This is a genomic window from Bacillus carboniphilus (assembly GCF_039522365.1).
GTDB lineage: Bacteria > Bacillota > Bacilli > Bacillales > JC228 > Bacillus_BF > Bacillus_BF carboniphilus.
Window position 1 is genome coordinate 1 of sequence record NZ_BAAADJ010000017.1, and the last position, 23,658, is coordinate 23,658.

Sequence of the window (23,658 nt, forward strand, 5' to 3'; positions counted from 1 at the left end):
ATTCCGCGTCACCACGGACACCCTTGCGTTAAGCTACTGCTACTTCTGCCTTCACAGTTCGGGACTTGCACCCTATAGATTGCACCCATGCTGGGCGCACAAAGATAAGAGCCATCATTAAGATGGCTCTTTTTTTATGGTTCAATATTATGGTCAGGATTTAATACTCCCATTGCCTCAATATGTTGTTTAGCATCCTCATCTCCTAAATCGTGAATCATTTGATACACTTCTTTAAGAAGATGATCATTGGCGTCATTTTCTCTGTCATAATGATATTGAACATATGGAACATGGGCACGCATGAAGCCTTGCCAATTTGCAGATTGCATGGCATCAAAATATTCACGTAGCTTCGTTACTTCCTCATTGTTTGCTTCAATTTGATAATTCCAAGTGGAAGCCGATTTACTTTGCGAAATCTCTCCACTACCAAGATCAATATAGTATGTCTTCCTCTCGTTGTTCATATCGATGCCCCTTTAATCGTTTATGTTTCTTTTCCCACATTTCCCCCTATTTTATTCAAGGTTGTCCTTTTCCTTCTTCTCATGATTTTTTTCAACCATCGCCTCTTCTTGCTTTTGGCTAATGATTTCTAAAGCATTAAGTAGGAACTTTGGAATAGGAACTCCTGCTTTAGATGCATTTTCTATGATGGATATGCATTCGTTACAAAGATAAAATAGTATGGTTGCATTTCGAATCATCTGACTGTCTCCGAGTATAACATCAGCTATATGCGCTACAGAAACTAATGCAAAGATTGACACTTTCTTGGCTATTCCTCTCCAGCCTATTCGACTCGATAATGCTCCTGTTATAAAAGCAATAAACACTCCTAAAATATAGTCCAGTACAACAGCTACTAAGAGTAAAATAAGCAAATGATTCCAGCCCCCAAACACAGTGGAAAGAACCGAACCTAATACGGAGACCATGGGAATAATAAAGCTTTTGAACTTTACCATTGTACCCTTCCCTCCAACAGATAACTTGTACTATTACATCTTATGTTGGTAGAAGGCGAGGGGAACGTTAAACGTCATTGATGAGGCGAAAATAGTTTTTTATGTAATACAGAGGGGGGGTTCTTTTTGTAAGGGCATTGGGGTGGAATTGAGCAATTACGTTTCCTTTTATTGCACTCTATTTCGTCTCAGGGCACGAACCGGCACTTTGCGTTCCCTCTTTATGCAATCTTCTCCTGCTCAGGGCACGTTCCGGCGCTTTGCGTTCCCTCTTTATGCAATCTTCTCCTGCTCAGGGCACAATCTTCTCACCATTTCAAACAAAAAACCACCGGTATACACCAGTGGTCCTTGTAAAACTCTCTATTTTCCTTGGAACGACCGTAACATCCAAACATGCTTCTCTAAGCTTTGGTGAATAGACAATAACATGTCACCTGTTGTTTCATCTCCAACCTCATCTGCTATGTTCATCCCGGCTTTTAATTCTTCAATCATCGTTTCAAAATCAGTTTGGGTAGCTTGTACCATTTGTAAGGCTGATTCAGTACCTGTTGCCTCATTGATTGTTGCAATTTCAAGTACCTCTTTCATAGTAGCAACAGGTTCGCCTTGAAGTGCTAATAACCTTTCTGCTAAATCATCAATATGCTGATGCGCTTCATTGTACAGTTGTTCAAACAGTTCATGTAATGTAAAGAACTGTGGTCCTTTTACAAGCCAATGGTAATTATGTAGCTTTACATACAGAACTGTCCAGTTAGCTATATGCAGGTTTACATTCTTCGTTAATTCTTGAGACATTGTATCAACCTCCTATTATTAGATTACCCGTTTAGGAGGGAGTCAAACACTCAATTCTTAGTGAAAAAAGACATCAAATCATGTAGTATTAGTACAGGGAGGTTTTGGGATGTATACTGTATTAGTGATTTCTGTCATTATAGTGATTGTCGTTTTACTTCTTGCTGTCTTAACTACTTCAAAGGCATACCAATATAAACATACGGTGGATCCTATCGACGATAACCCGTATGTAAAGAATCCAAATGATAATTCGAACGAAAATGAAAATCAAAATAAATAAAAGGCTCAACCGGTGAAGTTGAGCCTTTTTTCTTATGCAAAAACTTGCTTTAATTCTTCTTTGGATTTTGTTAACCAGAAGTTAATAAGCTTCTTAGCTCCTGCAAGGTCATGAAGTTTAGCTTGACCACATTGTTTCTCGTTCGCAGCAGGAATTTCTTCGATCGTAGCGACATCTTTCATCGTATCTTCTAAAAGATCGATAATCTCTTCCACAGTTGGTTCTCCACTCACAACTAAGTAAAAACCAGTTTGGCAACCCATTGGAGAAACATCAATGATATCAAAATGATCGTATTGTTCTACGTGTTTTCTAATATTAAAAGCAAGTAAATGCTCTAACGTATGAATAGCATCTGGCTTCATTGCTTGCTTATTTGGTTGGCAAAAACGAATATCAAATTTATTAACAACTCCATCACTACCTACTTTGTGAACTCCACAGTGGCGGACGTAAGGAGCTTGAACAGCATTATGATCTAATTCAAAACTTTCAACTGATGGCATTCGAATCTCTCCTTCATTCATTTCTATAATCATCATAACGTAAATTCCGATTTATTTCATCCATTTAATTTGATATATGTTTTCCAATTGCAAAAGTCTGAATGTCTATATTAACATTAACTATTATGACTATGAGAAGAGGAATTCCATTGAAGTATATTGCTCTTGGCTTTATTCGCTTTTATCAAAAATTTATCTCTCCGATTAAACCACCTACATGCCGATTCTACCCTACTTGTTCTCATTACGGGCTTGAGGCTATTAAAAAACATGGATTTATGAAAGGTGGCTACTTAACCATTACTAGAATTTTGAGATGTCATCCCTTTCATCCAGGTGGAATTGATCCAGTTCCTGAAGAATGGAAAGGTATTTTCTCTAAGAAAAAAAGGTAATTCCACTTCTGTATATTTCTTCCTCCTTTGCTAATAATAAGTTCGGTTTATTTAATTAGTTAAAGGAGAGCTACCCCATGGATGATCTTGTAATTGCTCGTTCGCTCTTTGGAACGACAATGGCCTTTCATATTATATTTGCTACCCTTGGTGTTGGAATTCCCCTCATGATTTTAATTTCAGAGTTATTGTTTCAACGGACAAAAGATAGAGATTATTCCATCATGGCCAAAAGATGGACAAAAGCCCAAGCCGTATTACTAGGAATAGCGATTCCTTCTGGGACAATTGCCGGAGTACAGCTATCCTTACTTTGGCCAGGTTTTATGGAAATCATCGGGAGGGTTATGGCCCTTCCTTTCCAAATCGAGATTTATGCTTTCTTTATCGAAGCTTTATTTATGTCTATCTACGTTTATGCTTATGATCGCTTATCTCCAAAGATGAGAATCTTTAGTGTTTCCATGGTTGCATTAGGTGCTGTTGCTTCCGCTATTCTTATTACAAATGTACATGCTTGGGAAGGAACACCAGCAGGTTTTAGAATTGAGAATGGAGAAATTGTCGACGTAAACCCTTGGAAAGCCTTCTTTAATCCAAGCTTTTTTGTGACAGCCACACATGTAACCTTAACAGCATACATGACAGGGGCTTTTGTGATTGCATCTGTTGCCGCATTTAAAATGTTAAAGACTCGAAATAAGGAACGTGAATTTGTTTTCCATCGAAAAGCGTTAATGATGGGATTATTAGTTGGCGGAATATTTTCCTTTCTAACTGGAATCAATGGTCATGAATCTGCCCAAATGCTTCATGAATATCAGCCTGAAAAATTAGCTGCTGCAGAAGGACTGTTTGAAACACAAAAATATGCCCCTCTTGCTATTGGAGGCTTTACTGATCGTGAGACAGAAGAAGTAAAGTTTGGGATTGAAATACCGTGGGCTCTTAGTTTTTTAGCTGGTAACAGTTTTGATACGGAGGTTAAAGGGTTAAACGATTATCCGGAAGAATATTGGCCACCTCTTTTTGTTCATACCCTGTTTAATGCTATGGTGGGAATTGGTTTTTTACTCATAGGGCTTTCCCTCTTCTCGTTTGTATGGAACAAATTATTAAAAAAGCCTACATTCCCAAGATGGATTATGTGGATATTTGTTATTAGTGGCCCCTTGGCTGTACTAGGGATTGAATTTGGTTGGATTTTTGCTTGTACTGGACGACAGCCTTGGACCATTTATCGGGTATTAACAACTGCAGATTCAGTGACAACAGCGGTTGATTTTACTGCATTATTTATTATCTTTTGCCTGATTTATGTCATCTTAGGTCTAGCTGTTATCTTGGTCCTTACCTATTATTTTAGAAGGCATCCAGTCATTGACGAGATTAATAATCAAACCATAAAGAAAAGGAAAACAATAACAGAATCAACATGATGGGCGGGAAGTTAAAATGAGTGATGAACTAATTGCCATTACAGTCTTGTGGGGGTTTGTTTTTATTTATTCTGTAATGGCTACAATGGATTTCGGTGCAGGTTTCTGGTCAATGATCTATATCAATCGACAAAAAACAAATGCAACCACTATTGCGAATCGATACTTATCTCCAACTTGGGAAGTGACCAATGTTTTCATTGTAGCTATTGTTGTTGCTTTGTTTAGTTTTTTCCCAGGAGCTGCTTACACGTTAGGGACTGTTTTACTAATACCAGGAAGTATTATTTTAATGCTATTAGCCATCCGTAGTGCATTTTTAGTTTTCTCTCATATCGCAAAAGAATATGAAAAGATGCTAACATACATATCCGGGGTAAGCGGTATTTTAATACCTGGATTACTGATTAGTGTGTTACCCATTACCCACGGACAATTTGTAGAATTTAGTGAGGGTTCACAATCGTTAAAACTTACAGAACTATTACTAAGTCCAAACTTTTATGCGTTTTTCGGATTTGCTGTAACTAGCTCTCTATTTTTATCTTCTCTTCTACTTGCCGACTATTCTAAGCAAGCCGGGGCATGGGTTGCTTATGATGTATACCGTCGAGATGCGAGCTTTCTCGGCCCTGCTTCTTTCTTTTCAGCCTTTGTAATCATGATCACACTAAGAGTAGAAGCTAATTGGATATTTACGAAAATGATGGAAGACTTCCTTCTTCTAGTTTTCTCAGGAGCATGCTTCGTCATCGCCGGACTCGCTTTATTAGTTCCAACGGATAAAAAAGGCGTCAAGGGATATCCAAGACTTGCTGTTATTAGTATAATCCTCCAATACTTACTAGCGAGCTATGTGTATGGAAAAGCGCATCTTCCTTATATCGTATATCCAGAGGTCACAGTAGAATCTGGATTTACCGACCCAGCATCCTTTAAAGCCGTGTTTATTACCTATATTGTTGGATTTTCCATACTTTTTCCTGGATTCTTCTACTTCTGGAAGCTTTTCATGCGTGATCTGAAACATTCAAGCCAAAATACACAAGAATAGCCTATATTTGAGGGAGTATGTTCTCAGACCGTCAGTGAAAAATAATGGTGTATCACTTAAAAAGGAGTGTGTACCATTATGGCTAAAGACGTAAAATGTGAAGTGAACAACTGTCAATTTTGGGAACACGGTAACTTATGTGGTGCCAAAGAAATATATGTGGTTTCTCACACTGGGAAACAGGCAGAACATAGTCGTGAAACGGATTGTAAAACTTTTAAGCCTGTAGATTTATAAAAATTCAAAAACACGCAGATTCACTGCGTGTTTTTCTTTTTACCTTAACTTTTTTCTCAATTCTTTTCGTAATAGCTTATTCGATGCATTTCTCGGTAATGTATCTACCACCATAATCTCCTTTGGGACTTTGTAAGAGGCGAGTTTAGTTTTGGCCCATTCTATCATTTGATCCACTCTCACCTCTTCTTTTAAAACGATAAAGGCTACAGGTACTTGTCCCCAATGAGGATGTTCTTTTCCTACCACCCCAGCTTCACGAACAGCAGGGTGTGATAATAGAACGGACTCAACCTCTGCTGGATATATATTTTCACCTCCAGAGATAATTAAATCCGACCTCCTATCCATTACATATAAAAAACCACCCTCATCTAAATAACCGATATCTCCCGTACGAAACCACCCATCTACATAGGAGTCAGTATTTGCATCGGGACGCTCCCAATATCCATGTGTTACATTCGGTCCCTTGACTAAAATTTCACCGTGCTGCTCGTCACCTTTGCGTTCAATTCTAACCTGACATGGAAATAAAGGTTTCCCAGCTGAACCTAATTTACTCAAGGCATATTCTGGAGAAAGCGTAACAATTTGAGAAGCTGTTTCCGTCATTCCATAGGTTTGGTAAACCGGTATTTGTTTGTCTTTACATTCTTTAAGGATTGGGTAAGGGGCTGGTCCTCCTCCAAGAAGCATACAGCGAAATTTCTCAGAGTATCTTCTACTACTAAGGTTTTCTAACAGACGTGACAGCATTGCTGCTACAACTGAGATAATGGTAACATTGCCTTTTATGATTTCCTCATTGATTTCAGCTTCATCAAAACGTTCATATAATAGGACAGGAATCCCGTATATCACACTTCTCATCAATATAGAGTACCCACTGATGTGAAATAAAGGTACCGCTGCCAACCACACATCATCATGACTAAGACCCATGTTTAAAGCAGAACCTGTTGCACTCCACCAATGGTTTCCGTACGTATGTAACACACCCTTTGGTTTTCCCGTAGTACCAGAAGTATACATAACTGAGCAAACATCATCTAAGGAACATTCATCAACTATCTCTGCTTTACTCGTTGTCTTTGGTTGTGTATCTTCTTGTATGGCAATTGTAAGAATGTCCACTTCTAAATTGGAAATATCATGAACAAAGCAAGTCGTTTTAGAATTCTCAATTTGCCAAGAAATCTCCTCAGCCGTTAGTCTTCGATTTATAAGAATCGATTTTGCACCTAAAAGCTGAAGAGCATGAATGATAAAAACCATTCTCGGTTCGTTCTTCATACAAATTCCAACATGGTGCCCTTTGCGAACACCTTTTTCGTATAAAAAACTCGCCCATTTATTTGAGTGCTCCCAAAGTTGCTGGAACGTATAAGATTGCCCCTCAAAAATCAATCCAATACGGTCGGGCGTTAGTTGGGCACGTTGAGTAACCCATACTGGTGTTACAGTAGACATGATTTCACCTTCTTGAATGATGATATAGCGAAAAAGCTCAGCGAACAATCGCTAAGCTTTTTGTAACCTTTCGTATTAAGGAAAACGTGGGAATTGGCCAAAGTCTGGCTTTCTTTTTTCTTTGAAAGCATCGCGACCTTCTTTTGCTTCATCCGTTGTATAGTAAAGTAGTGTTGCGTCTCCAGCCATTTGTTGAAGACCTGCTAGTCCATCTGTATCTGCATTAAATGCAGCCTTTAGGAAACGAAGAGCTGTTGGACTCTTCTCTAACATTTCTTCACACCACTGAACGGTTTCTTCCTCTAGTTTTTCTAATGGAACAACAGTGTTTACTAAGCCCATATCTAATGCTTCTTGAGCATTATATTGGCGACATAAGAACCAAATTTCTTTTGCTTTCTTATGACCTACGATTCTTGCTAGATAACCAGAACCGTATCCTGCATCAAAGCTTCCTACTTTTGGTCCAGTTTGTCCAAAAATAGCATTGTCTGCAGCAATAGTTAGGTCACAAACAACATGTAAAACATGTCCCCCACCAATTGCATAACCAGCAACCATCGCAACAACTGGTTTAGGAATAACACGAATCAATCTTTGTAGATCTAATACATTAAGTCTAGGAATTTCATCTTCCCCAACATAACCACCATGACCTCTTACCTTTTGGTCTCCACCTGAACAGAATGCTTGATCTCCTGCACCTGTTAAAATGATAGCCCCAACACTTGAATCATCACGTGCATAGGCAAATGCATCAATCAATTCCATTACTGTTTTAGGAGTAAACGCATTTCGTACTTCTGGACGATTGATCGTGATCTTCGCAATTCCGTTATATGTTTCATATAAAATTTCGTCATATTGGCGTTCAGCTTTCCATTCGAACTTTGCCATCATGAATCCTCCTCTTATGTAGAAAGTAAAAACTCCCTTACTATTTTAACAAACTTTTCTGGTTCTTCCACATGTATTGCATGTCCTACACCAAAAACATCAATTTGTTCTGCATGAGGTAGAACTTTTAACATCTCTTGTGCAATTTTCACGAACTTATGATCTAAAGTTCCTGTTATAAGTAATGTAGGGATGTCTAATTTTTTCAGCTCTTGCCACCAGGACGGTTGGCTTCCCGTTCCCATTCCAACTAAACTATTTGCTAGCCCAATTGGATTTTGCTGTAATCGTTCTGAACGGATATTCTGCTGAACTTCTTTAGGTAAACTTTTTTGAGACTGAAATAGAGGGATGTCTTGCCAATAATCAACAAATCTCTCTAATCCATCTCTTTTTATTCTTTCTGATAAGTTGTTGTCACTTTGCTTTCTAGCGATTCTTTCTTCTTCTTTTTCTAAACCAGGTGAACTACTTTCTAGTATTAGCTTTTGTACATGCTTTCTATAAGTCATCGCAAAGGAAAGAGCAACTCTCCCCCCCATCGAATACCCTAATAGATCCAAAGAATGTAGGTCGAGAGCCTTTCGAATCTCTTCTAGGTCCTTTACCTGCTCCTCCATCTTATACCGGTCAACGTTCTGAGGAGACTCCGTTTTCCCATGCCCTATGAGGTCAATGGAAATAACCTTTCTGTGTTCACATAAGAGTGGAATTATATTTCCCCAGGTCTTGGTGGAGCCTGTAAAACCATGAAGTAACCATAATGGTGTCCCTTTTCCACTCATCTCTAGGTAGTAGCGGACACCTCTGATGCTTAGTTCAATGGATTGTTTATTCATCATCTATCATTTCCTGGGAAACACTATTCCACAATTCTCGATGTATTACGACATTTTCCTCACGATTTGTCATAATTTCAACAACCTTTAAACCACCCTGTGAATGAACAATTTGAAGAGCTTCTTCCAATTCTCTTTCATTATGAACCTTTTGGTAGTAGCCATTATACATGTTCACAACATGCTCAAAAGTTAAATTAGCAGGTGTACCGAATAGTTTTTCAAAATGGTAAGGTTGTTCGGACTGAGGCAGGAAGGAGAAGATCCCACCACCGTTATTATTTAGGACAAATATAGTGATATCAATTTCCTCCATTTGAGCAATTAACAAGCCATTTAGATCATGGTAAAAAGATAAATCACCAATCAACAAGTAGTTTTGGTTATGTAGTGTACTTGCACCTAAAGCTGATGACACTACGCCATCAATCCCATTCGTCCCTCTATTTGCAAGAACTTGTAAATTTTGAACTTGGCTATGCAAAAAAGTGTCCACATCTCGAATCGGCATACTATTTCCAACGAATAGTAAAGAATCAGATGGTAGACTCCGAATGATGGACTGGACAGCTTTTCCTTCATTCCAAGGAAGTATTTCGCTTTTTTGTTCCAATAATGATTTTGTTTTTTCATTAAGAGTTTGCCATTTTTTCAGCCAATCAGCGTTTTGATTCCCCTTTGATTCAAGGAGTAAAACTTCTCTTAATAAGAGGGTCTCATTAACTGCCCATGCATCTGTTGCTCTATGAATGGGATCACGATGCTCTCCCTCATCAATAACAATATATCTGATTTCCCCTAAAGCCTGTAGAAACTGTGTTAACGGCTTGGAAACAGGAGTTGCTCCAATTTTAATTACATAATCTGGTTTAAGCGCTTCTAGTCTCTCTTTAAACCTTAAGAACGTATCATACGATTCAATGACCGTTCCCTTACTTTCTGCCTGTGGATTTCTAAGTTGAGACAATGGATCTGCTAGAACAGGTAGATGAAACTTTTGAGATAGCTCAAGTATTCTTCCTTGTGCTTGCGGATCTGAAAGCTCGCCTACTACCATAAGCCCTTTTTTGTCTGATTCTAAGAGGCTCATAAATTCAGTGATCATTTCGTCAGTTGGAAAAAGTCTTCCAACATTTGAGTGTGAATAAGCTGGAACTTTAGCAAATCCAAGCGGCAATTCAGGAATCAACGGCTCAGGTAATGGCACATTTAAATGTACTGGACCTTTTGGTGCCTTCTGACTCACTACAAATGCTTTTTGACATGTTTTTTGCAGGTAAGTATTCGTTATTTCCCGGTCATTAGGTTGCGGTAAGTCCACCGACCATTTAACATGCTTCCCATATAAATCAGTCTGGTCTATAGCTTGTGGTGCTCCTACCTCTCTCAACTCATGTGGGCGATCAGCTGTCAAAACTACTAGGGGCACTCGGGCATATTTTGCTTCAATAACTGCAGGATAATAGTTTGCAGCAGCTGTTCCAGAAGTACATAACAAAGCAACAGGATGGCTAGATTTCTTAGCCATCCCCAATGCGTAAAAGCTTGCTGAACGTTCATCGATTGCAATATGTGTCTGAATATCCGGATGTTCAGCAAAAACGTATGCAAGTGGAGTAGAACGGGATCCTGGGCTTATAACGACATGTCTAAGTCCCGACTGATATAAGCTTTCAACGATTGTTTTTACATACTGAGTTAAAACCGCTTTCCAATTCAATTTTCCATTCCTCCAAGTGCTGTTAACATGGGCTTGAATTTAATGCTCGTTTCTTCAAATTCTTTCTCAGGATCAGAACTTGCTACAACTCCACAACCAGCAAACAGGGTCACAATATTACCTTGAATCAACCCCGAGCGAAGACCTACTACAAACTCTCCATTATCCTCAAAATCACACCAGCCAAGTGGGGCCGCATAAAATCCTCTGTCCAATGGTTCTAAATCGCGTATGAGTTGTAAAGCTTTGTTCCTTGGTGTTCCACCCAGTGCCGGTGTAGGGTGTAGACTTTCTACAAAATCAAGTAAAGATACGTGATGGAGTGCTTCTCCTTTTACTCCAGTAAACAAATGTTGAATATGTCGCATTTTTAGCACTCTAGGTTTTTCATCAACTTCTACTTTCGCACACAACTTTTCAAAGGTATTAGATATATGTTGAACGACATATTGATGTTCTTCTGTATTCTTTTCGTCATGTAATAGCCAATGAGCTAATGTGTTTGTTTCTTCTTCGTTTTCTCCAATTCCAATAGACCCAGCTAAACAAGTTGAACGTGCCTGGCCGTTTGTTTTCAATACTAACCTTTCAGGAGTTGCACCTACAAAGCTGGATTCTCCCCAATTAAAGGAGAAAATATAACTATCTGTTTGCTCCTGTTCCAGTGATGTAATAACCATGCTATCATCTACAGGTTTTTTATAATCTAACTGTAATGTCCGTGCCAATACAACTTTCTCAAGTTCTTTATTTTGCATTCTTTTAATGGCTTCTGCTACAGAATCTTTCCATTCTATCGGAGCCACCTCGGTATTAGAAACCAATGATGGCATCTGAATGCTCATAGATACTTTTGCATTTTCAAGGACTTTATCAAGTTGATTACTAATTTTAGTGGCAATAGATATATCATCATCAGGAGTACACATAAAGGTAACCGAAACATAAGCATCATGATTGTCATCAATAGTTAATAAAAACTGTGGAACAAAAAATAGAGCGTTCGGAAAGCTAGACCAAATACCTTCCTCCCTTTTTCTAGGGTCGAATGAAAAGCCTCCAAACAATACAGGACCAGTTCCCTCTATGCTTTCCTCTCTATTGGCAATGACTCGACCTTTAAATTTGGTCCACTCTTTTTCTACATCAGCAAAGCGGCCATGACCTTCATCTGACTGGATAGAAAATATATTTCCTAGACCAACAAGATGAATCGTTTTATCGGCATTGTTCCAATAGAACCGTTCTCCTTGGAAGGCAACTTGTCCTGCTCTATAAAATGATTTAGGATCAACTAGATCATGTAATTTAATGATTTCAGACACAAAAAAAGGCTCGTTTTTTTGTTTAGCCATCTGAATAGCGTCATGAGCCTTAGCTGTAAATATGGTTGGTTGGGCAACAGCCATTTTAAATCCTCCTACATTTAAACAAACACCATTGTTAAGAGATCGTTACCTTTATTTTAAATTACTTTTTAAAAAATGTCATGTTTCGGTCCTTAAACTTCGTCCTTTACCAATAATAGAATGTTGACATGCTGGCGTACATTACCTACACTTAGTTTGTGGAATTATGTCTAAAATTACTATAGATAGAAGGGGTTGCATTATGGAAACTAATGTGGAGGCAACCACTCCAATGCAAATGAAAAATCAAGGTTTTAAAGTCTGGTGGCAACTATTGAGACCACATACATTAACAGCAGGGTTTGTTCCTGTAACAATTGGTACCGCACTTGCCCTACAGGATGGAGAGTTTAACGTTCTATTATTTCTAGCTATGTTAATCGCAAGTCTACTCATTCAGGCTGCAACCAATATGTTCAATGAGTATTACGATTATGTACGTGGGTTAGATAATGAAAACTCCGTTGGAATTGGTGGCGCAATCGTCCGTGATGGGGTAAAGCCTAAAACTGTGTTGACTATAGCACTTTCTTTCTTTGGAATCGCAACCTTACTAGGTGTCTATATTTGCATGGAAAGCAGTTGGTGGATTGCTGTCATCGGTCTTGTTTGTATGTTAATTGCTTATTTATACACAGGCGGACCGTATCCAATTGCCTATACTCCATTTGGAGAAATCGTTTCTGGTCTTTTTATGGGTCTTATTATTATTCTTCTTTCTTTCTATATCCAAACAGGAACCGTTACATTGGAAAGCATCGTTCTTTCAGTACCAATTTCTATTCTAGTTGGTGCCATTATGCTTTCAAATAATATTCGTGATTTAGACGGCGATAAAGAAAACGGAAGAAAAACAGTCGCTATTTTAATCGGACGAAAGAATGCTGTCTTTTTACTTGCTACTATGTTTACCTTTTCATTTGCTTGGATTGCTGGTTTAGCTATCATGAACATCTCGTCTTACTGGCTACTGCTTGTCATTCTTAGTGCTCCTAAAGCTTATAAAGCAGTAACAGGTTTTCGAGGAAAAACAAAACCAATCGAAATGATGCCAGCTATGAAAGCTACTGCTCAAACAAATACCATTTTTGGTTTTTTATTAACAATCGGAATTGTGGTTTCCACTTTCATATAAGGAAAAAAGCTCTCGGAGTCCGAGGGCTTTTTTATTTGCAAAACGTTCTCAAATGGAATCGTATATTCCGTACTTTTCTTCAAATACTATCTCATATCCCATATAAATGAGGTGTTAGTAAATGAAAAATGATCAGCAATACGGTAAAAATATAGCTGGTAAACAATTTGATACCGAAGATTATAATAAACAAGATGAAACCTCGGCTGGCCTTGCTGTCACTCATGAACAAGCAAGTGATGACTATTTCGAAGGTACGATTGATGGAACAATGGAAAATGTAGCTGGCGAAGACATTCCTCTACAAAAAAGACGGAAGCAAAAGAAGTAAGGATGGAGTGAGAAGTTTGGTCAATCAAGACTTTGAGAAATTTAGAGAAATTCAATCCAAACATAGACCTCCTTATTTAGGAGGAGACCAAAATCAACAAGAAAGAAATAAGGATTTTTCATATAATAAAAAAGGCAAAACAGATTCAGTCGGTGTTACAGAACAAGAATAAGTTTAAAAGGTGTCCCTTTGTGGACATCTTTTTTTATAAATAAATATCTTTTTCATAGCTAACCTTTCCCTTGAATAAGGTGTTAGAAGGAACATAAGGAGGGGGAAACTATGAAGTCTTTTGAAGAAAGTGCTATATTTGAACATGCCTTTTGGCTGCAAGTATTAGGAGATCATGCTAGGTTTATTCTCGATTCATTACCAACAAAGCAAAAAGAAGACGTAGAACTCGCTACATATTTCAGGCAACAATATGACCAATTGTTAGGTGCTATTCGCAGTCAACCTGATGTAAATATTAACGAAGTAACCACTTATGCTGAGCAAATTACACACAAGTTTCGTGATTTTAAGTTATCCATAATAAGACGTCATGTGTCTGGGAACATTACAATCCATTTACCACCGACATTTATCAATCATATGGTTAATGAGTTGGAAGAGTATTTAAATGTCATCCATTATTTGAAGCAACAGCAAGCGCCACCAATCTTTCATGAGCTCCACCATCATTTAATTTGGTTATTAGATGCAGCCGGTCATGCAGGAGCAATCTCAGATAATCTCGATGCAGTGGAAAAAAGATTAAAAGCAAAAAGCGATACTTTTACTAAACACTTTGAACAGTTCTATCTAAAAGCCGTTGAGCTAACAGGATACTTGAGAGCAAACATCGATTCTTTTCCTGCCCTAAACAGAATGAATCGTGAAGTAAAATTAGAAATTGAGTTGTTTCGAACGTTTCTTCATGAAATAGAAGAACTCGAGTTAACCGAAGAAATGCTGGGAACTTTTTCAGGATTGATGGCAGATCATATGGCCAGAGAAGAATGCTATTACTTAATGAAGGTTGCTGAATCCACAGGGCAAAATGATCCACAATGTGACCCAACGAAGCCTAGGAGTAAGGATAGTATGTAGTGAGGTTAGTATTTAGTGGGGATAGAGCGACCAACAGGGGCCTATCTTCCTGAGAGTCCTGGAGTAGAAACAGAAATGGTGAAGTGTCGTCTGTCTCGTTAGCATTCCGTCGAGTGTTCATTCGGGACAGAAGGAGTGCTACCTGTCCCATTTTCATGTGGTAGGGAGTTCAAACAGGACAGGAGTCAATCTAGTTCACTTAAAAGCCGGCATTTTCAATAAAATAACTGATTTTGAATCCGCTTGATTTTCATAAAACCATATTAGTCGGGTTAGTTTATGTGAACCACCATACAAAAATCACTATATCTAACATAACAACGAAAAAAGAAGCTACTCTAAGAGTAACTTCTTTTTCTTTTAGTATGACCCGTACGGGATTCGAACCCGTGTTACCGCCGTGAAAGGGCGGTGTCTTAACCACTTGACCAACGGGCCAATTCTGGCGGAGAAGGAGGGATTTGAACCCTCGCGCCGGTTACCCGACCTACACCCTTAGCAGGGGCGCCTCTTCAGCCACTTGAGTACTTCTCCATATGGCTCCACAGGCAGGACTCGAACCTGCGACCGATCGGTTAACAGCCGATAGCTCTACCACTGAGCTACTGTGGAATAACAATTTAATTATATCACATTTCCAAAGAAAATGGTGGGCCTAAGTGGACTTGAACCACCGACCTCACGCTTATCAGGCGTGCGCTCTAACCAGCTGAGCTATAGGCCCATTTAATGGAGCGGGTGATGGGAATCGAACCCACGACATCAGCTTGGAAGGCTGAGGTTTTACCATTAAACTACACCCGCATCAATGGGGCGACTGATGGGAATCGAACCCACGAATGTCGGAACCACAATCCGATGCGTTAACCACTTCGCCACAATCGCCACAATAAATGGTGGCTCAGGACGGAATCGAACCGCCGACACAAGGATTTTCAGTCCTTTGCTCTACCGACTGAGCTACTGAGCCAAATTGATTTTATTAAGTTTTATAAATGGCGGTCCGGACGGGACTCGAACCCGCGACCTCCTGCGTGACAGGCAGGCATTCTAACCAACTGAACTACCGGACCAAAAACATTTTGCTTCTCACACCTCTCCTCCGGAGACGTTGCTCGGCGCAAATCTACACCGAAGTCTATTCAAAGAGGTTTACGATTGGTTGCGGGGGCAGGATTTGAACCTGCGACCTTCGGGTTATGAGCCCGACGAGCTACCAGACTGCTCCACCCCGCGGTAATAAATAATATCCTTATTTAGTTCCTGAATAAATCTTTTATAGCAATGACTGTCCCGATTTCAGAAAGCCTATTCATGATGTGGCTCAATCGGTACAACTCGAAGCTTACTCGTGAAGTGTCGCTCGTTGCTCCACCCCGCGGTAATAGAAAATGACTTATTTAGAAAAATAATAATGGCGGAGGAAGAGGGATTCGAACCCCCGCGCGGTTTGACCCGCCTGTCGGTTTTCAAGACCGATCCCTTCAGCCAGACTTGGGTATTCCTCCGTATATATGGTGGACCTTGTAGGACTCGAACCTACGACCGGACGGTTATGAGCCGTCTGCTCTAACCAACTGAGCTAAAGGTCCATGGTGGCGGCGGAGGGGATCGAACCCCCGACCTCACGGGTATGAACCGTACGCTCTAGCCAGCTGAGCTACGCCGCCATTTTAAGAACTATAAGATTGGTGGAGCCTAGCGGGATCGAACCGCTGACCTCCTGCGTGCAAAGCAGGCGCTCTCCCAGCTGAGCTAAGGCCCCAAAACTTTTATAAAATGGTCGGGAAGACAGGATTCGAACCTGCGACCCCTTGGTCCCAAACCAAGTGCTCTACCAAGCTGAGCTACTTCCCGTAAGCTAACTACAATATTGGTTTTAATGGCGCGCCCGACAGGAGTCGAACCCATAACCTTCTGATCCGTAGTCAGACGCTCTATCCAATTGAGCTACGGGCGCTAAAAATAAATGGTGCCGAGGGAGGGACTTGAACCCTCACGAAGATCACTCTTCCCAGGATTTTAAGTCCTGTGCGTCTGCCGATTCCGCCACCCCGGCTAATTTGGAGCGGAAGACGGGATTCGAACCCGCGACCCCCACCTTGGCAAGGTGGTGTTCTACCACTGAACTACTTCCGCAAATGCGGGTGAAGGGACTTGAACCCCCACGTCATAAAGACACTAGATCCTAAGTCTAGCGCGTCTGCCAATTCCGCCACACCCGCATATTAAATTGAATGGTGAGCCATGAAGGACTCGAACCTTCGACCCTCTGATTAAAAGTCAGATGCTCTACCGACTGAGCTAATGGCTCTAAGTGGTGCCGACGAGAGGACTTGAACCCCCAACCTACTGATTACAAGTCAGTTGCTCTACCAGTTGAGCTACATCGGCATGTTGTTTTTTTAAGCGACACAAGAATCAATTATACGCGTTCTTGTTTTTTTTGTCAACACTTCTTTTGAAAAGTAAATGGTGGAGGATGACGGGATCGAACCGCCGACCCCTTGCTTGTAAGGCAAGTGCTCTCCCAGCTGAGCTAATCCTCCATGGCGTGGCAACGTCCTACTCTCACAGGGGGACAGCCCCCAACTACCATCGGCGCTGAGAAGCTTAACTTCCGTGTTCGGGATGGGAACGGGTGTGACCTTCTCGCCATTGTTACCACACTATTTTGTTGCTGTCTCGTTTAATGAGACAAGTATTATTATAATAGGTTTCAGCAATTTTGCAAGTGCTTTTTTTATTTTTTTTCAAAAGCACTTTTGCTTGAAAACCATTGCTGCGAAAGCAACGAAATATAATATAACATGGATATTCGTTCAATGCAACACCTGATTTTCAGACTTTAGCGCATTAAATATTTTCAGTGCTGTGATAATAGGAATTATAAGTGTTCTCCCCTATATTTTTCTCTGTAAATCCTTAATATCCTTCCACCCATAAGCAATTTCCTCATGCTTTTTTTCCCCAATTTGAATCCACTCACGATCCAATTCAATGGGATAGAAGCCCTCATAAAATGCCTTAGATGGGTTTTCTGACAATACCCAAACCAGCAAACTATTATAACCATTGTCCATTAAGTAACGAACCCCATGATTTAATAAAGCACGTCCAATGCCCTTTCGATGGTATTTCTTCAAAATATAAATAGCTGTTAGTTCTCCTCCGACAGAATACTTCCCTGTTCTTTCTTTACCAAAATGAGCAAAGCCTATAATTTTCTCATCACTATTAACGGCTACTATAGTTTGTCCATTGTTCTTCTCTTGTTCATGTACAATATGCATCCATTGCTTTATTTTTTGTTCCATATTCAGAGAGCTCAGTACCCCATCGGATATAATTCCTTTATACGTTTCCTTCCACGCTTGAATATGGACAGAAGCTATTCCCTCTATATCATCTATTGTTGCTTCTCGAATTCTCATACTACATTCTCCTCTTGCTTAGAATTATGAACTACCTTCTTTTTCTTATTATTAAGTAAAAACGCAGTAATACCTAAGATTACAATCAATCCACCTAAAACTTGAGTGATTACGACAGTTTCTCCTAATATATAGAACGCGAGTATCGTAGCTCCTACGGGCTCAAAAAGTATGGCTACAGAGATGATAGACGTACTTACCCATTTAATAGACCAGTTAAAAAGGGTATGCCCTAGTAAATTCGGCACAATCGCTAATAGTAAGAAGTAAATCCATTGATGAGAGGCATATCCTGTTAATGCTTCTCCTTTCATCAATACATATACCAAAAGAGTTAAAGTGCTGACACCGTATACAATAAATGTATAGGTCATAAGGGATATTCGCTTCCTAACCGATTGCCCAAAGAACAGATAGAACGTTATGAGTGCACAGGCTATTAGCGCTAAAAAATCTCCCCATAATGCCATACCACTTATTCGAAAGTCTCCCCAACTAATTAAGACACTCCCAAGTATGGCAATCGTTCCACTAACGATCATGGCCATAGTAATTCGTTCTTTAAAAAAGATGGCCCCCCCGATAAATGCAAATAACGGTTGTAGGGTAACAAGTACAGTGGAGCTTGCCACTGATGTATAGTTTAGAGATTCAAACCATAAGATGAAGTGAAATGACAAAAAGATTCCTGCCAATGCAGAAAATAGCCAATCGGTCTTTGTAATAAGCTTTATTTCTTTTACATACTTTAAGAGAAATACCGGAAGCATAATCAGGACTGAAAATAGCAATCGGTAGAATGCTGTAACACCTGATGGGGCTTCAGCTAGCTTTACAAAAATGGCAGACGTTGCAACAGAGATAACTCCAATAAAAATAACAAGATACGGATTTACTTTAGGCATATTCAAAATTTTCACTCCAGTTAGGGTACGATTCTTCTTAACGACATTGTACAATGGAATAAAGAGGGGTAAAAGATATTTATGATCTTCTTTTAATAGAGAGAGAATGAAGGTTGATATGGATGGAATGGTTCGATGGATGGATCAAGGTTGATATTTTATTTAAACTTGGGCTCTCAGCAATTCTTGGGCTCGTTATTGGACTTGAACGAGAACTAAAAAGAAAGCCAGTTGGGCTAAAAACGAGTCTGGTTATTTCCATTGTAAGTTGTTTATTAACCATTATCTCAATTGAAACCACTTATCGGGTGCCTGGTAATCCAGATGTAAATGTAACAATGGATCCTCTCCGTTTGGCTGCGCAAATCGTTTCTGGTATCGGCTTCTTGGGTGCAGGGGTAATCTTAAGAAGAAATAACGATAGTATACTTGGGCTAACTACGGCTGCCATGATTTGGGGAGCGGCAGGTATCGGTATTACAGTAGGTGCCGGATTCTACTACGAAGCAATAGCAGGCGTGATTTTACTTATATTAAGTGTTGAATTGGTACCATTTTTACTTGGTTTAATTGGCCCTAAACAATTACGTGAAAAAGAAATTTTATTGAAAGTAACCGTGGTTAGACAGAATGCCATTCAAGAAGTACTAGGAAAGATTGAATCTTTAGGGATGAATATTGACAGTATTCGGATTAAAGATCTTCCCGAACACGAGCACTTAATTCAGCTACGGCTATCAGTTGATTATCGACAACAAACCACAGAGCTATATAATATGGCTGTTAACTTAGATAGTGTGACAAGTGTTGAAGTTGAAAGTATTTAATTAATATTAGGAAGAGTCCATCATTTTGGACTCTTCTATATAAGTGTGATTATAAAATAACCTTCAATGCCTGGTATCCAAAATAAAAACCAAAAGCAATGAGTGACAATCCAGAGAGTCTGGAAATGAAGGTTAGCATCTTTATGTTTAGGACATTTCTAAAAAAGCTAGAAACCCCTGCCATGGTAACATCCCACAGCATCACTCCTGCTAAAACAGCAGCACTATATAGCCAAAGTTCATTCGTGCTAAATGAAGTGGCTGTCTTCGCCAGTACAGACCCATATATTCCCAACCAAAACATAATCGTTAATGGATTAGATATGGATAATAGGAAACCAGATATAAAAGATTTTAAGACAGGTTCTTTGTTTCTGATATTTCCAGCGACGCTTGATTCCCCTCCGATTAAACTTTCAATCCCTGTATACACTAATACGAAAAAACCAAATAACCATAGAAAGGTTTGCATAAAGGGAGTGTCCAGAAAGTTTACAACCCCTACATATACTAGAATCATATATATAGCATCTGCTGTCATCGCTCCTAGCCCAATAAACCAAGAATGGAAAAAACCATACTTAATCCCTCTATCTAATTGAGCTGAATTTATTGGTCCAATAGGCGCTGCTAACGATAGACCTAAAATTATGTAGCTGAGAAATACACTCACATAAAAACCCCCACATACGAAATAAAAAGTTACAACATATTCTATTCACGTGTGTGGGCTTGTACCACTATAATTTCAGAATTAAATAGAGCGCAAAGCAAAATGCTCTGCGCTCTTAATAATAATCTTTAAAATCCAAATGGATCAAAGCTATACATAAAGCTCTCAAATGCTTCAAAAGCCTGTTCACCAAGGATTAGATAAAGGATTATGATACCAATATAAGCTAGAAGAATACTATAGAAAGTATCTAGACCTTTTCCGTCACGTTTGTAGCTATAAATCATTAGCGGAATGATTGTAGTGGACCCAAGTACACATAGTGCAAAGAAGATTGAAAATAGTACTTCAGAACCTAATAAAGAAAAAATAAGTGCTACAAATAAGAATGCTGTTGGAACGATTTGGAAAGCACCGTATCTAGATAAAACATCTAAATAGCTGACAGATGATCCCCCAATTTTAATAACTCCAAAGATAATTAAACCGATTACTGCCAAGAAAATAACAAGAATAAACGTTGGTATAATGACTACATCAACGAAACTTATTTCTACTGGGCCAAAGAAACTGTCTTTAAAGGCATTTTTAACTGCGAAATAAATCATTAGTGGAATCATCAAAGAGTATATAACTAATGTAATAAGACCATTCGTTAATTCGCTTTTATTAACCTTCTCAGCAACAGCAACTGGTTGCTTTAGACCAGATAGGAAATAAGAAAAGTACTGTTTTGAAATTACTTTTCCCTTTTCTAAGTATTGTTGTGTGTTCGCATTACCCTGCGAAGCTGGTTGGTGTTGAGTAACAGTAACCGTAGTAGCTGCCATTTCATCCTGTGTTTGGTTTGTTGCAGGATGAGAAGTAGCTTCAGCAGATAAACTAGAGCCACACTTTACGCAAAATTTCGCATCTGTTGCATTGTTATGTCCACATTTACCACAAAACATGACATCTCTCCTCTTCTTTTTTGTTAGGTAGTTTAGAAAGGTAAGTTCCTAACTGCCACATATAGTACTAATTTAGTATAATACGAAATACCTAGAAAACAACAGAACTTTTTAGACAATATGGAAAATTATCCAAATAGAAGCTCTCTACCAATCAAGGAAGAGAGCTTTTTCTTATCAATCAATCCTATTCATTTGCAACTAAACTAGATAATACATGGACACGGAGAATGATTCCTTCAAGGCGATCTTCTTCATTCACTACAGCAAGTGGATATTTCGTTTCCAATGCTCTAGGGATGATATCTTGAATATATTCTTCTCGCTTGACTCTTGTAATACCGTTTTTAATGACATCTTGAAGAGTTTTCTTCTGTTTAATGCCTTCAATTGCATCATCAATCGTCACAATCCCTTGTAAATGACGACTTCTGTCCACTACAAAGACACTAGATAAACCGTTTTCCTCCATTTCTTTCACGGCTACCTTTAACCCATCTTTAAGCGAAACAATAGCATTTGGTTTCATCATTATATTTTGTGCCTGAAGGATTTTGGAGCGGTCAATGTCTTTAATAAAATCTGAGATATAGTCGTTTGCCGGTTCTTCTAAAATTTCTTCAGGTGTACCGACTTGGACCACCTTCCCGTCTTTCATTACAGCTACTCGATCTCCTAGTTTAAATGCCTCATTAACATCATGAGTAATAAAAATGATGGTTTTCTTCAGTCTTTCTTGTATATCTAGTAACTCTAGCTGCATTTCACGCCTGATCAATGGATCAAGTGCACTGAACGGCTCATCCATTAGAAGAATATCAGGATCATTTGAAAGCGAACGAGCTAATCCAACACGTTGTTGCATTCCTCCTGACAATTCACTTGGATATTTATCTTCGTAGCCTTTTAATCCAACGATTTCAATATTTTCTAAAGCAATCTTTTGTCGCTCTTCTTTCGGGACATTTTTAATCTCTAGTCCGTATTCCACATTTCCTAATACAGTACGGTGGCTGAATAGCCCAAAATGCTGAAATACCATTGATATTTTATCTTGACGGAATTTCTTCAGTTCAGATGAGCTGTAGTCCACAATGTTTTCCCCATCCACATAGATGGCTCCATCGGTTGGTTTATTAAGAAGATTAAAGCAGCGAATTAACGTTGATTTTCCACTTCCCGAAAGACCCATAATGACAAAAATTTCACCTTCATTTATCTCTAACGAAGCATCGTAAACCCCAACTGTGTGATTTGTCTTCTTTAGAATTTCATCCTTTGACATACCCTTTTTCACCAATGGAGTTATAGTTTCCGGTTTAGGACCGAAAATTTTCGATACATGTTCTACTTTAATTTTTTCAGCCATAGTTAATCAGCCCTCCTATGCTTCTGAAAACGTTCAGCGATTCCACCCGTAACACGGTCTATGATAATGGCTAAGAAAACAATACTAATCCCCGCTTCGAATCCTAGCGCGATATCAATACGGTTAATTGAGATGAGGACTTGTTCTCCTAATCCTTTCGCACCTACCATGGATGCGATAACGACCATTGCTAATGCCATCATCGTCGTTTGGTTTACCCCAGCCATGATCGTTGGTAAAGCTTGCGGAAGTTGTACTTTTCTTAACATTTGCCATCTAGAAGAACCAAATGATTCTGCTGATTCAATAACTTCTTTATCTACATTCCGGATTGCTAGTTCAGTTAAACGTATAACTGGAGGTAATGCATAAATCAGTGTCGCAAAAACAGCGGATACATTTCCTAAACCAAAGAAGAAAATGGCAGGAATTAAATAAACAAAGCTTGGCATTGTCTGCATGGCATCTAGGATTGGTCGCATGACAAAGGAAAATCCTTTACTAAACGCCATCCATATTCCTAATGGAATACCGATGAGTAGTGATATGAAAACAGAGGTCACCACAATCGCAATGGTTAGTAATAATACCTCCCATAAGCCAAAGGTACCTACTAAAAATAGAAAGAAAGCATATAAAATACCAGCAAATAGCGATTTAAAACGCCATCCTAAAATAAACACGATGAGTAACAGTACCCACCAAGGTAAAAAGTTAAGAAAATCTTCAATCCCATTGATCGTTTGATAGGATATAACACGAATAAATTCAAAAACTGCCTCAAAGGTCGAATCGAGCCACATTACGAATTTATCAACGGCGTTTCCTATAAACTCCCATCGAATATCAGGAAAGTCATTCATAATCGGGTTGCATATAGCAACCTTTCACCTCTCTTTTTATATTTTCTATCCT

At 39.1% G+C, this 23,658-nt stretch carries 25 protein-coding genes, 21 tRNA genes and 1 rRNA gene; 10 read left to right on the forward strand and 37 right to left on the reverse strand.

All coding sequences use genetic code 11. From position 1 onward, the window contains the following. Positions 1-134 precede the first annotated feature (134 nt). From ABDZ91_RS07875 to ABDZ91_RS07885, 3 genes are all read right to left on the reverse strand, one after another. Entirely contained in the window at positions 135-470 is a 336-nt protein-coding gene (locus ABDZ91_RS07875) for a hydrolase (RefSeq protein WP_343797884.1), read from the reverse strand. A 51-nt stretch (positions 471-521) separates the two neighbouring features. Continuing rightward, positions 522-971, reverse strand: coding sequence for a phage holin family protein (locus ABDZ91_RS07880; RefSeq protein ID WP_343797886.1), 450 nt, complete (start codon positions 969-971; stop codon positions 522-524). A 363-nt stretch (positions 972-1,334) separates the two neighbouring features. Continuing rightward, positions 1,335-1,775, reverse strand: coding sequence for a Dps family protein (locus ABDZ91_RS07885; RefSeq protein ID WP_343797888.1), 441 nt, complete (start codon positions 1,773-1,775; stop codon positions 1,335-1,337). 109 nt (positions 1,776-1,884) lie between these two features. Here ABDZ91_RS07885 and ytzI point away from each other — a divergent pair, with 109 nt between their 5' ends. Continuing rightward, positions 1,885-2,058 (forward strand): YtzI protein, encoded by a 174-nt coding sequence (ytzI, locus tag ABDZ91_RS07890; protein ID WP_343797890.1) that lies wholly within the window; start codon positions 1,885-1,887, stop codon positions 2,056-2,058. Positions 2,059-2,090: 32 nt separating this feature from the next. Here ytzI and ABDZ91_RS07895 read toward each other — a convergent pair whose 3' ends face one another. Next, on the reverse strand, positions 2,091-2,564 hold the full coding sequence (locus ABDZ91_RS07895) for an S-ribosylhomocysteine lyase (RefSeq protein WP_343797891.1): 474 nt from the start codon (positions 2,562-2,564) through the stop codon (positions 2,091-2,093). Positions 2,565-2,695: 131 nt separating this feature from the next. Between ABDZ91_RS07895 and yidD the strand changes: the two genes are divergently transcribed. From yidD to ABDZ91_RS07915, 4 genes are all read left to right on the forward strand, one after another. Further along, a complete protein-coding gene (yidD, locus tag ABDZ91_RS07900) occupies positions 2,696-2,959 on the forward strand; it encodes a membrane protein insertion efficiency factor YidD (RefSeq protein ID WP_425541808.1) in 264 nt (87 codons plus the stop codon). A 77-nt stretch (positions 2,960-3,036) separates the two neighbouring features. Further along, a complete protein-coding gene (locus tag ABDZ91_RS07905) occupies positions 3,037-4,398 on the forward strand; it encodes a cytochrome ubiquinol oxidase subunit I (RefSeq protein WP_343797894.1) in 1,362 nt (453 codons plus the stop codon). Positions 4,399-4,414: 16 nt separating this feature from the next. Beyond that, positions 4,415-5,452 carry a cytochrome d ubiquinol oxidase subunit II gene (locus ABDZ91_RS07910; RefSeq protein ID WP_343797896.1) on the forward strand — a complete coding sequence of 346 codons (1,038 nt, stop codon included), beginning with the start codon at positions 4,415-4,417 and terminating at the stop codon, positions 5,450-5,452. 78 nt (positions 5,453-5,530) lie between these two features. Beyond that, positions 5,531-5,689, forward strand: a complete 159-nt coding sequence (locus ABDZ91_RS07915) for a DUF1540 domain-containing protein (protein ID WP_343797898.1) — start codon at positions 5,531-5,533, stop codon at positions 5,687-5,689. 39 nt (positions 5,690-5,728) lie between these two features. On the opposite strand, the gene ABDZ91_RS07920 is transcribed toward ABDZ91_RS07915, so the two are convergent. The 5 genes from ABDZ91_RS07920 to ABDZ91_RS07940 form a co-directional block, all read right to left on the reverse strand. Beyond that, positions 5,729-7,162 (reverse strand): o-succinylbenzoate--CoA ligase, encoded by a 1,434-nt coding sequence (locus ABDZ91_RS07920; RefSeq protein ID WP_343797900.1) that lies wholly within the window; start codon positions 7,160-7,162, stop codon positions 5,729-5,731. Between the two features lie 75 nt (positions 7,163-7,237). Further along, positions 7,238-8,059 (reverse strand): 1,4-dihydroxy-2-naphthoyl-CoA synthase, encoded by an 822-nt coding sequence (menB, locus tag ABDZ91_RS07925; RefSeq protein ID WP_343797902.1) that lies wholly within the window; start codon positions 8,057-8,059, stop codon positions 7,238-7,240. Between the two features lie 14 nt (positions 8,060-8,073). Then, positions 8,074-8,901, reverse strand: a complete 828-nt coding sequence (menH, locus tag ABDZ91_RS07930; protein WP_343797904.1) for a 2-succinyl-6-hydroxy-2,4-cyclohexadiene-1-carboxylate synthase — start codon at positions 8,899-8,901, stop codon at positions 8,074-8,076. Beyond that, on the reverse strand, positions 8,891-10,618 hold the full coding sequence (gene menD, locus ABDZ91_RS07935; protein WP_343797906.1) for a 2-succinyl-5-enolpyruvyl-6-hydroxy-3-cyclohexene-1-carboxylic-acid synthase: 1,728 nt from the start codon (positions 10,616-10,618) through the stop codon (positions 8,891-8,893). The genes menH and menD overlap by 11 nt, the downstream gene beginning before the upstream one ends. Then, complete coding sequence (locus ABDZ91_RS07940; RefSeq protein ID WP_343797908.1) at positions 10,615-12,027, reverse strand: isochorismate synthase; 1,413 nt, start codon at positions 12,025-12,027, stop codon at positions 10,615-10,617. The genes menD and ABDZ91_RS07940 overlap by 4 nt, the downstream gene beginning before the upstream one ends. Before the next feature lie 202 nt (positions 12,028-12,229). On the opposite strand from ABDZ91_RS07940, the gene ABDZ91_RS07945 reads away from it, so the two are divergent. The 4 genes from ABDZ91_RS07945 to ABDZ91_RS07960 all read left to right on the forward strand — a co-directional run bounded on the left by ABDZ91_RS07945 (position 12,230) and on the right by ABDZ91_RS07960 (position 14,585). Continuing rightward, positions 12,230-13,162, forward strand: a complete 933-nt coding sequence (locus ABDZ91_RS07945; RefSeq protein WP_343797910.1) for a 1,4-dihydroxy-2-naphthoate polyprenyltransferase — start codon at positions 12,230-12,232, stop codon at positions 13,160-13,162. 121 nt (positions 13,163-13,283) lie between these two features. Further along, the gene (locus tag ABDZ91_RS07950; protein WP_343797912.1) at positions 13,284-13,493 is read left to right on the forward strand and encodes a YozQ family protein; all 210 of its coding nucleotides are present in this window, start codon (positions 13,284-13,286) and stop codon (positions 13,491-13,493) included. Between the two features lie 16 nt (positions 13,494-13,509). Beyond that, the gene (locus tag ABDZ91_RS07955) at positions 13,510-13,665 is read left to right on the forward strand and encodes a hypothetical protein (protein ID WP_343797914.1); all 156 of its coding nucleotides are present in this window, start codon (positions 13,510-13,512) and stop codon (positions 13,663-13,665) included. Positions 13,666-13,775: 110 nt separating this feature from the next. Beyond that, positions 13,776-14,585 carry a DUF2935 domain-containing protein gene (locus ABDZ91_RS07960; protein WP_343797916.1) on the forward strand — a complete coding sequence of 270 codons (810 nt, stop codon included), beginning with the start codon at positions 13,776-13,778 and terminating at the stop codon, positions 14,583-14,585. A gap of 366 nt (positions 14,586-14,951) precedes the next feature. Here the strand turns inward: ABDZ91_RS07960 and ABDZ91_RS07965 are convergent. From ABDZ91_RS07965 to ABDZ91_RS08080, 24 genes are all read right to left on the reverse strand, one after another. Then, positions 14,952-15,023, reverse strand: a tRNA-Glu gene (locus ABDZ91_RS07965). Between the two features lie 5 nt (positions 15,024-15,028). Continuing rightward, a tRNA-Ser gene (locus ABDZ91_RS07970) sits at positions 15,029-15,119 on the reverse strand. A 3-nt stretch (positions 15,120-15,122) separates the two neighbouring features. Next, positions 15,123-15,197, reverse strand: a tRNA-Asn gene (locus tag ABDZ91_RS07975). Positions 15,198-15,232: 35 nt separating this feature from the next. Further along, positions 15,233-15,309 (reverse strand) — tRNA-Ile (locus ABDZ91_RS07980). A 6-nt stretch (positions 15,310-15,315) separates the two neighbouring features. After that, positions 15,316-15,389, reverse strand: a tRNA-Gly gene (locus tag ABDZ91_RS07985). A gap of 5 nt (positions 15,390-15,394) precedes the next feature. Beyond that, positions 15,395-15,470, reverse strand: a tRNA-His gene (locus ABDZ91_RS07990). 9 nt (positions 15,471-15,479) lie between these two features. Next, positions 15,480-15,555: transfer RNA gene (locus ABDZ91_RS07995), tRNA-Phe, on the reverse strand. Positions 15,556-15,581: 26 nt separating this feature from the next. Beyond that, positions 15,582-15,658: transfer RNA gene (locus ABDZ91_RS08000), tRNA-Asp, on the reverse strand. An 86-nt stretch (positions 15,659-15,744) separates the two neighbouring features. Beyond that, positions 15,745-15,821, reverse strand: a tRNA-Met gene (locus tag ABDZ91_RS08005). Between the two features lie 179 nt (positions 15,822-16,000). Next, positions 16,001-16,093 (reverse strand) — tRNA-Ser (locus ABDZ91_RS08010). Positions 16,094-16,100: 7 nt separating this feature from the next. Next, positions 16,101-16,177: transfer RNA gene (locus ABDZ91_RS08015), tRNA-Ile, on the reverse strand. A 1-nt stretch (position 16,178) separates the two neighbouring features. Then, positions 16,179-16,255 (reverse strand) — tRNA-Met (locus ABDZ91_RS08020). 19 nt (positions 16,256-16,274) lie between these two features. Continuing rightward, positions 16,275-16,350, reverse strand: a tRNA-Ala gene (locus ABDZ91_RS08025). Between the two features lie 15 nt (positions 16,351-16,365). Continuing rightward, positions 16,366-16,442 (reverse strand) — tRNA-Pro (locus ABDZ91_RS08030). Between the two features lie 26 nt (positions 16,443-16,468). Then, positions 16,469-16,545, reverse strand: a tRNA-Arg gene (locus ABDZ91_RS08035). Between the two features lie 10 nt (positions 16,546-16,555). Continuing rightward, a tRNA-Leu gene (locus ABDZ91_RS08040) sits at positions 16,556-16,644 on the reverse strand. Between the two features lie 5 nt (positions 16,645-16,649). Then, positions 16,650-16,724 (reverse strand) — tRNA-Gly (locus ABDZ91_RS08045). Between the two features lie 3 nt (positions 16,725-16,727). After that, positions 16,728-16,810: transfer RNA gene (locus tag ABDZ91_RS08050), tRNA-Leu, on the reverse strand. 13 nt (positions 16,811-16,823) lie between these two features. After that, a tRNA-Lys gene (locus ABDZ91_RS08055) sits at positions 16,824-16,899 on the reverse strand. Positions 16,900-16,903: 4 nt separating this feature from the next. Further along, positions 16,904-16,979: transfer RNA gene (locus ABDZ91_RS08060), tRNA-Thr, on the reverse strand. Between the two features lie 79 nt (positions 16,980-17,058). After that, positions 17,059-17,134, reverse strand: a tRNA-Val gene (locus ABDZ91_RS08065). A gap of 3 nt (positions 17,135-17,137) precedes the next feature. Then, a 5S ribosomal RNA gene (gene rrf, locus ABDZ91_RS08070) occupies positions 17,138-17,254 on the reverse strand. Positions 17,255-17,488: 234 nt separating this feature from the next. Further along, positions 17,489-18,019 (reverse strand): GNAT family N-acetyltransferase, encoded by a 531-nt coding sequence (locus ABDZ91_RS08075; protein WP_343797917.1) that lies wholly within the window; start codon positions 18,017-18,019, stop codon positions 17,489-17,491. Then, complete coding sequence (locus ABDZ91_RS08080) at positions 18,016-18,930, reverse strand: DMT family transporter (protein ID WP_343797919.1); 915 nt, start codon at positions 18,928-18,930, stop codon at positions 18,016-18,018. Before ABDZ91_RS08080 ends, ABDZ91_RS08075 begins: the two co-directional genes overlap by 4 nt. A gap of 116 nt (positions 18,931-19,046) precedes the next feature. Here ABDZ91_RS08080 and ABDZ91_RS08085 point away from each other — a divergent pair, with 116 nt between their 5' ends. Next, positions 19,047-19,751, forward strand: coding sequence for an MgtC/SapB family protein (locus ABDZ91_RS08085; RefSeq protein ID WP_343797921.1), 705 nt, complete (start codon positions 19,047-19,049; stop codon positions 19,749-19,751). A 49-nt stretch (positions 19,752-19,800) separates the two neighbouring features. On the opposite strand, the gene ABDZ91_RS08090 is transcribed toward ABDZ91_RS08085, so the two are convergent. The 4 genes from ABDZ91_RS08090 to ABDZ91_RS08105 all read right to left on the reverse strand — a co-directional run bounded on the left by ABDZ91_RS08090 (position 19,801) and on the right by ABDZ91_RS08105 (position 23,606). Further along, the gene (locus ABDZ91_RS08090) at positions 19,801-20,424 is read right to left on the reverse strand and encodes a LysE family transporter (protein ID WP_343797923.1); all 624 of its coding nucleotides are present in this window, start codon (positions 20,422-20,424) and stop codon (positions 19,801-19,803) included. A gap of 128 nt (positions 20,425-20,552) precedes the next feature. Then, the gene (locus tag ABDZ91_RS08095; protein ID WP_343797924.1) at positions 20,553-21,374 is read right to left on the reverse strand and encodes a zinc ribbon domain-containing protein; all 822 of its coding nucleotides are present in this window, start codon (positions 21,372-21,374) and stop codon (positions 20,553-20,555) included. Between the two features lie 187 nt (positions 21,375-21,561). Then, positions 21,562-22,743 carry a quaternary amine ABC transporter ATP-binding protein gene (locus ABDZ91_RS08100; protein WP_343797926.1) on the reverse strand — a complete coding sequence of 394 codons (1,182 nt, stop codon included), beginning with the start codon at positions 22,741-22,743 and terminating at the stop codon, positions 21,562-21,564. A gap of 2 nt (positions 22,744-22,745) precedes the next feature. Then, a complete protein-coding gene (locus ABDZ91_RS08105; protein ID WP_343797928.1) occupies positions 22,746-23,606 on the reverse strand; it encodes an ABC transporter permease in 861 nt (286 codons plus the stop codon). Between the last annotated feature and the right edge of the window lie 52 nt (positions 23,607-23,658).

What these genes read in the sequence shown, in the direction of transcription:
- ABDZ91_RS07920 (WP_343797900.1), bottom strand. Translation starts at nt 7,162, where the DNA reads ATGTCTACTGTAACACCAGTATGGGTTACTCAACGTGCCCAACTAACG.
- ABDZ91_RS07910 (WP_343797896.1), top strand. Translation starts at nt 4,415, where the DNA reads ATGAGTGATGAACTAATTGCCATTACAGTCTTGTGGGGGTTTGTTTTT.
- yidD (WP_425541808.1), top strand. Translation starts at nt 2,696, where the DNA reads ATGAGAAGAGGAATTCCATTGAAGTATATTGCTCTTGGCTTTATTCGC.
- menH (WP_343797904.1), bottom strand. Translation starts at nt 8,901, where the DNA reads ATGATGAATAAACAATCCATTGAACTAAGCATCAGAGGTGTCCGCTAC.
- ABDZ91_RS08105 (WP_343797928.1), bottom strand. Translation starts at nt 23,606, where the DNA reads ATGAATGACTTTCCTGATATTCGATGGGAGTTTATAGGAAACGCCGTT.
- ABDZ91_RS08095 (WP_343797924.1), bottom strand. Translation starts at nt 21,374, where the DNA reads ATGTTTTGTGGTAAATGTGGACATAACAATGCAACAGATGCGAAATTT.
- ABDZ91_RS07960 (WP_343797916.1), top strand. Translation starts at nt 13,776, where the DNA reads ATGAAGTCTTTTGAAGAAAGTGCTATATTTGAACATGCCTTTTGGCTG.
- ytzI (WP_343797890.1), top strand. Translation starts at nt 1,885, where the DNA reads ATGTATACTGTATTAGTGATTTCTGTCATTATAGTGATTGTCGTTTTA.
- ABDZ91_RS08100 (WP_343797926.1), bottom strand. Translation starts at nt 22,743, where the DNA reads ATGGCTGAAAAAATTAAAGTAGAACATGTATCGAAAATTTTCGGTCCT.
- ABDZ91_RS07875 (WP_343797884.1), bottom strand. Translation starts at nt 470, where the DNA reads ATGAACAACGAGAGGAAGACATACTATATTGATCTTGGTAGTGGAGAG.
- ABDZ91_RS07940 (WP_343797908.1), bottom strand. Translation starts at nt 12,027, where the DNA reads ATGGCTGTTGCCCAACCAACCATATTTACAGCTAAGGCTCATGACGCT.
- ABDZ91_RS07880 (WP_343797886.1), bottom strand. Translation starts at nt 971, where the DNA reads ATGGTAAAGTTCAAAAGCTTTATTATTCCCATGGTCTCCGTATTAGGT.
- ABDZ91_RS07915 (WP_343797898.1), top strand. Translation starts at nt 5,531, where the DNA reads ATGGCTAAAGACGTAAAATGTGAAGTGAACAACTGTCAATTTTGGGAA.
- ABDZ91_RS07905 (WP_343797894.1), top strand. Translation starts at nt 3,037, where the DNA reads ATGGATGATCTTGTAATTGCTCGTTCGCTCTTTGGAACGACAATGGCC.
- ABDZ91_RS08075 (WP_343797917.1), bottom strand. Translation starts at nt 18,019, where the DNA reads ATGAGAATTCGAGAAGCAACAATAGATGATATAGAGGGAATAGCTTCT.
- ABDZ91_RS07950 (WP_343797912.1), top strand. Translation starts at nt 13,284, where the DNA reads ATGAAAAATGATCAGCAATACGGTAAAAATATAGCTGGTAAACAATTT.
- ABDZ91_RS08085 (WP_343797921.1), top strand. Translation starts at nt 19,047, where the DNA reads ATGGAATGGTTCGATGGATGGATCAAGGTTGATATTTTATTTAAACTT.
- ABDZ91_RS07885 (WP_343797888.1), bottom strand. Translation starts at nt 1,775, where the DNA reads ATGTCTCAAGAATTAACGAAGAATGTAAACCTGCATATAGCTAACTGG.
- menB (WP_343797902.1), bottom strand. Translation starts at nt 8,059, where the DNA reads ATGGCAAAGTTCGAATGGAAAGCTGAACGCCAATATGACGAAATTTTA.
- ABDZ91_RS07945 (WP_343797910.1), top strand. Translation starts at nt 12,230, where the DNA reads ATGGAAACTAATGTGGAGGCAACCACTCCAATGCAAATGAAAAATCAA.
- ABDZ91_RS07895 (WP_343797891.1), bottom strand. Translation starts at nt 2,564, where the DNA reads ATGCCATCAGTTGAAAGTTTTGAATTAGATCATAATGCTGTTCAAGCT.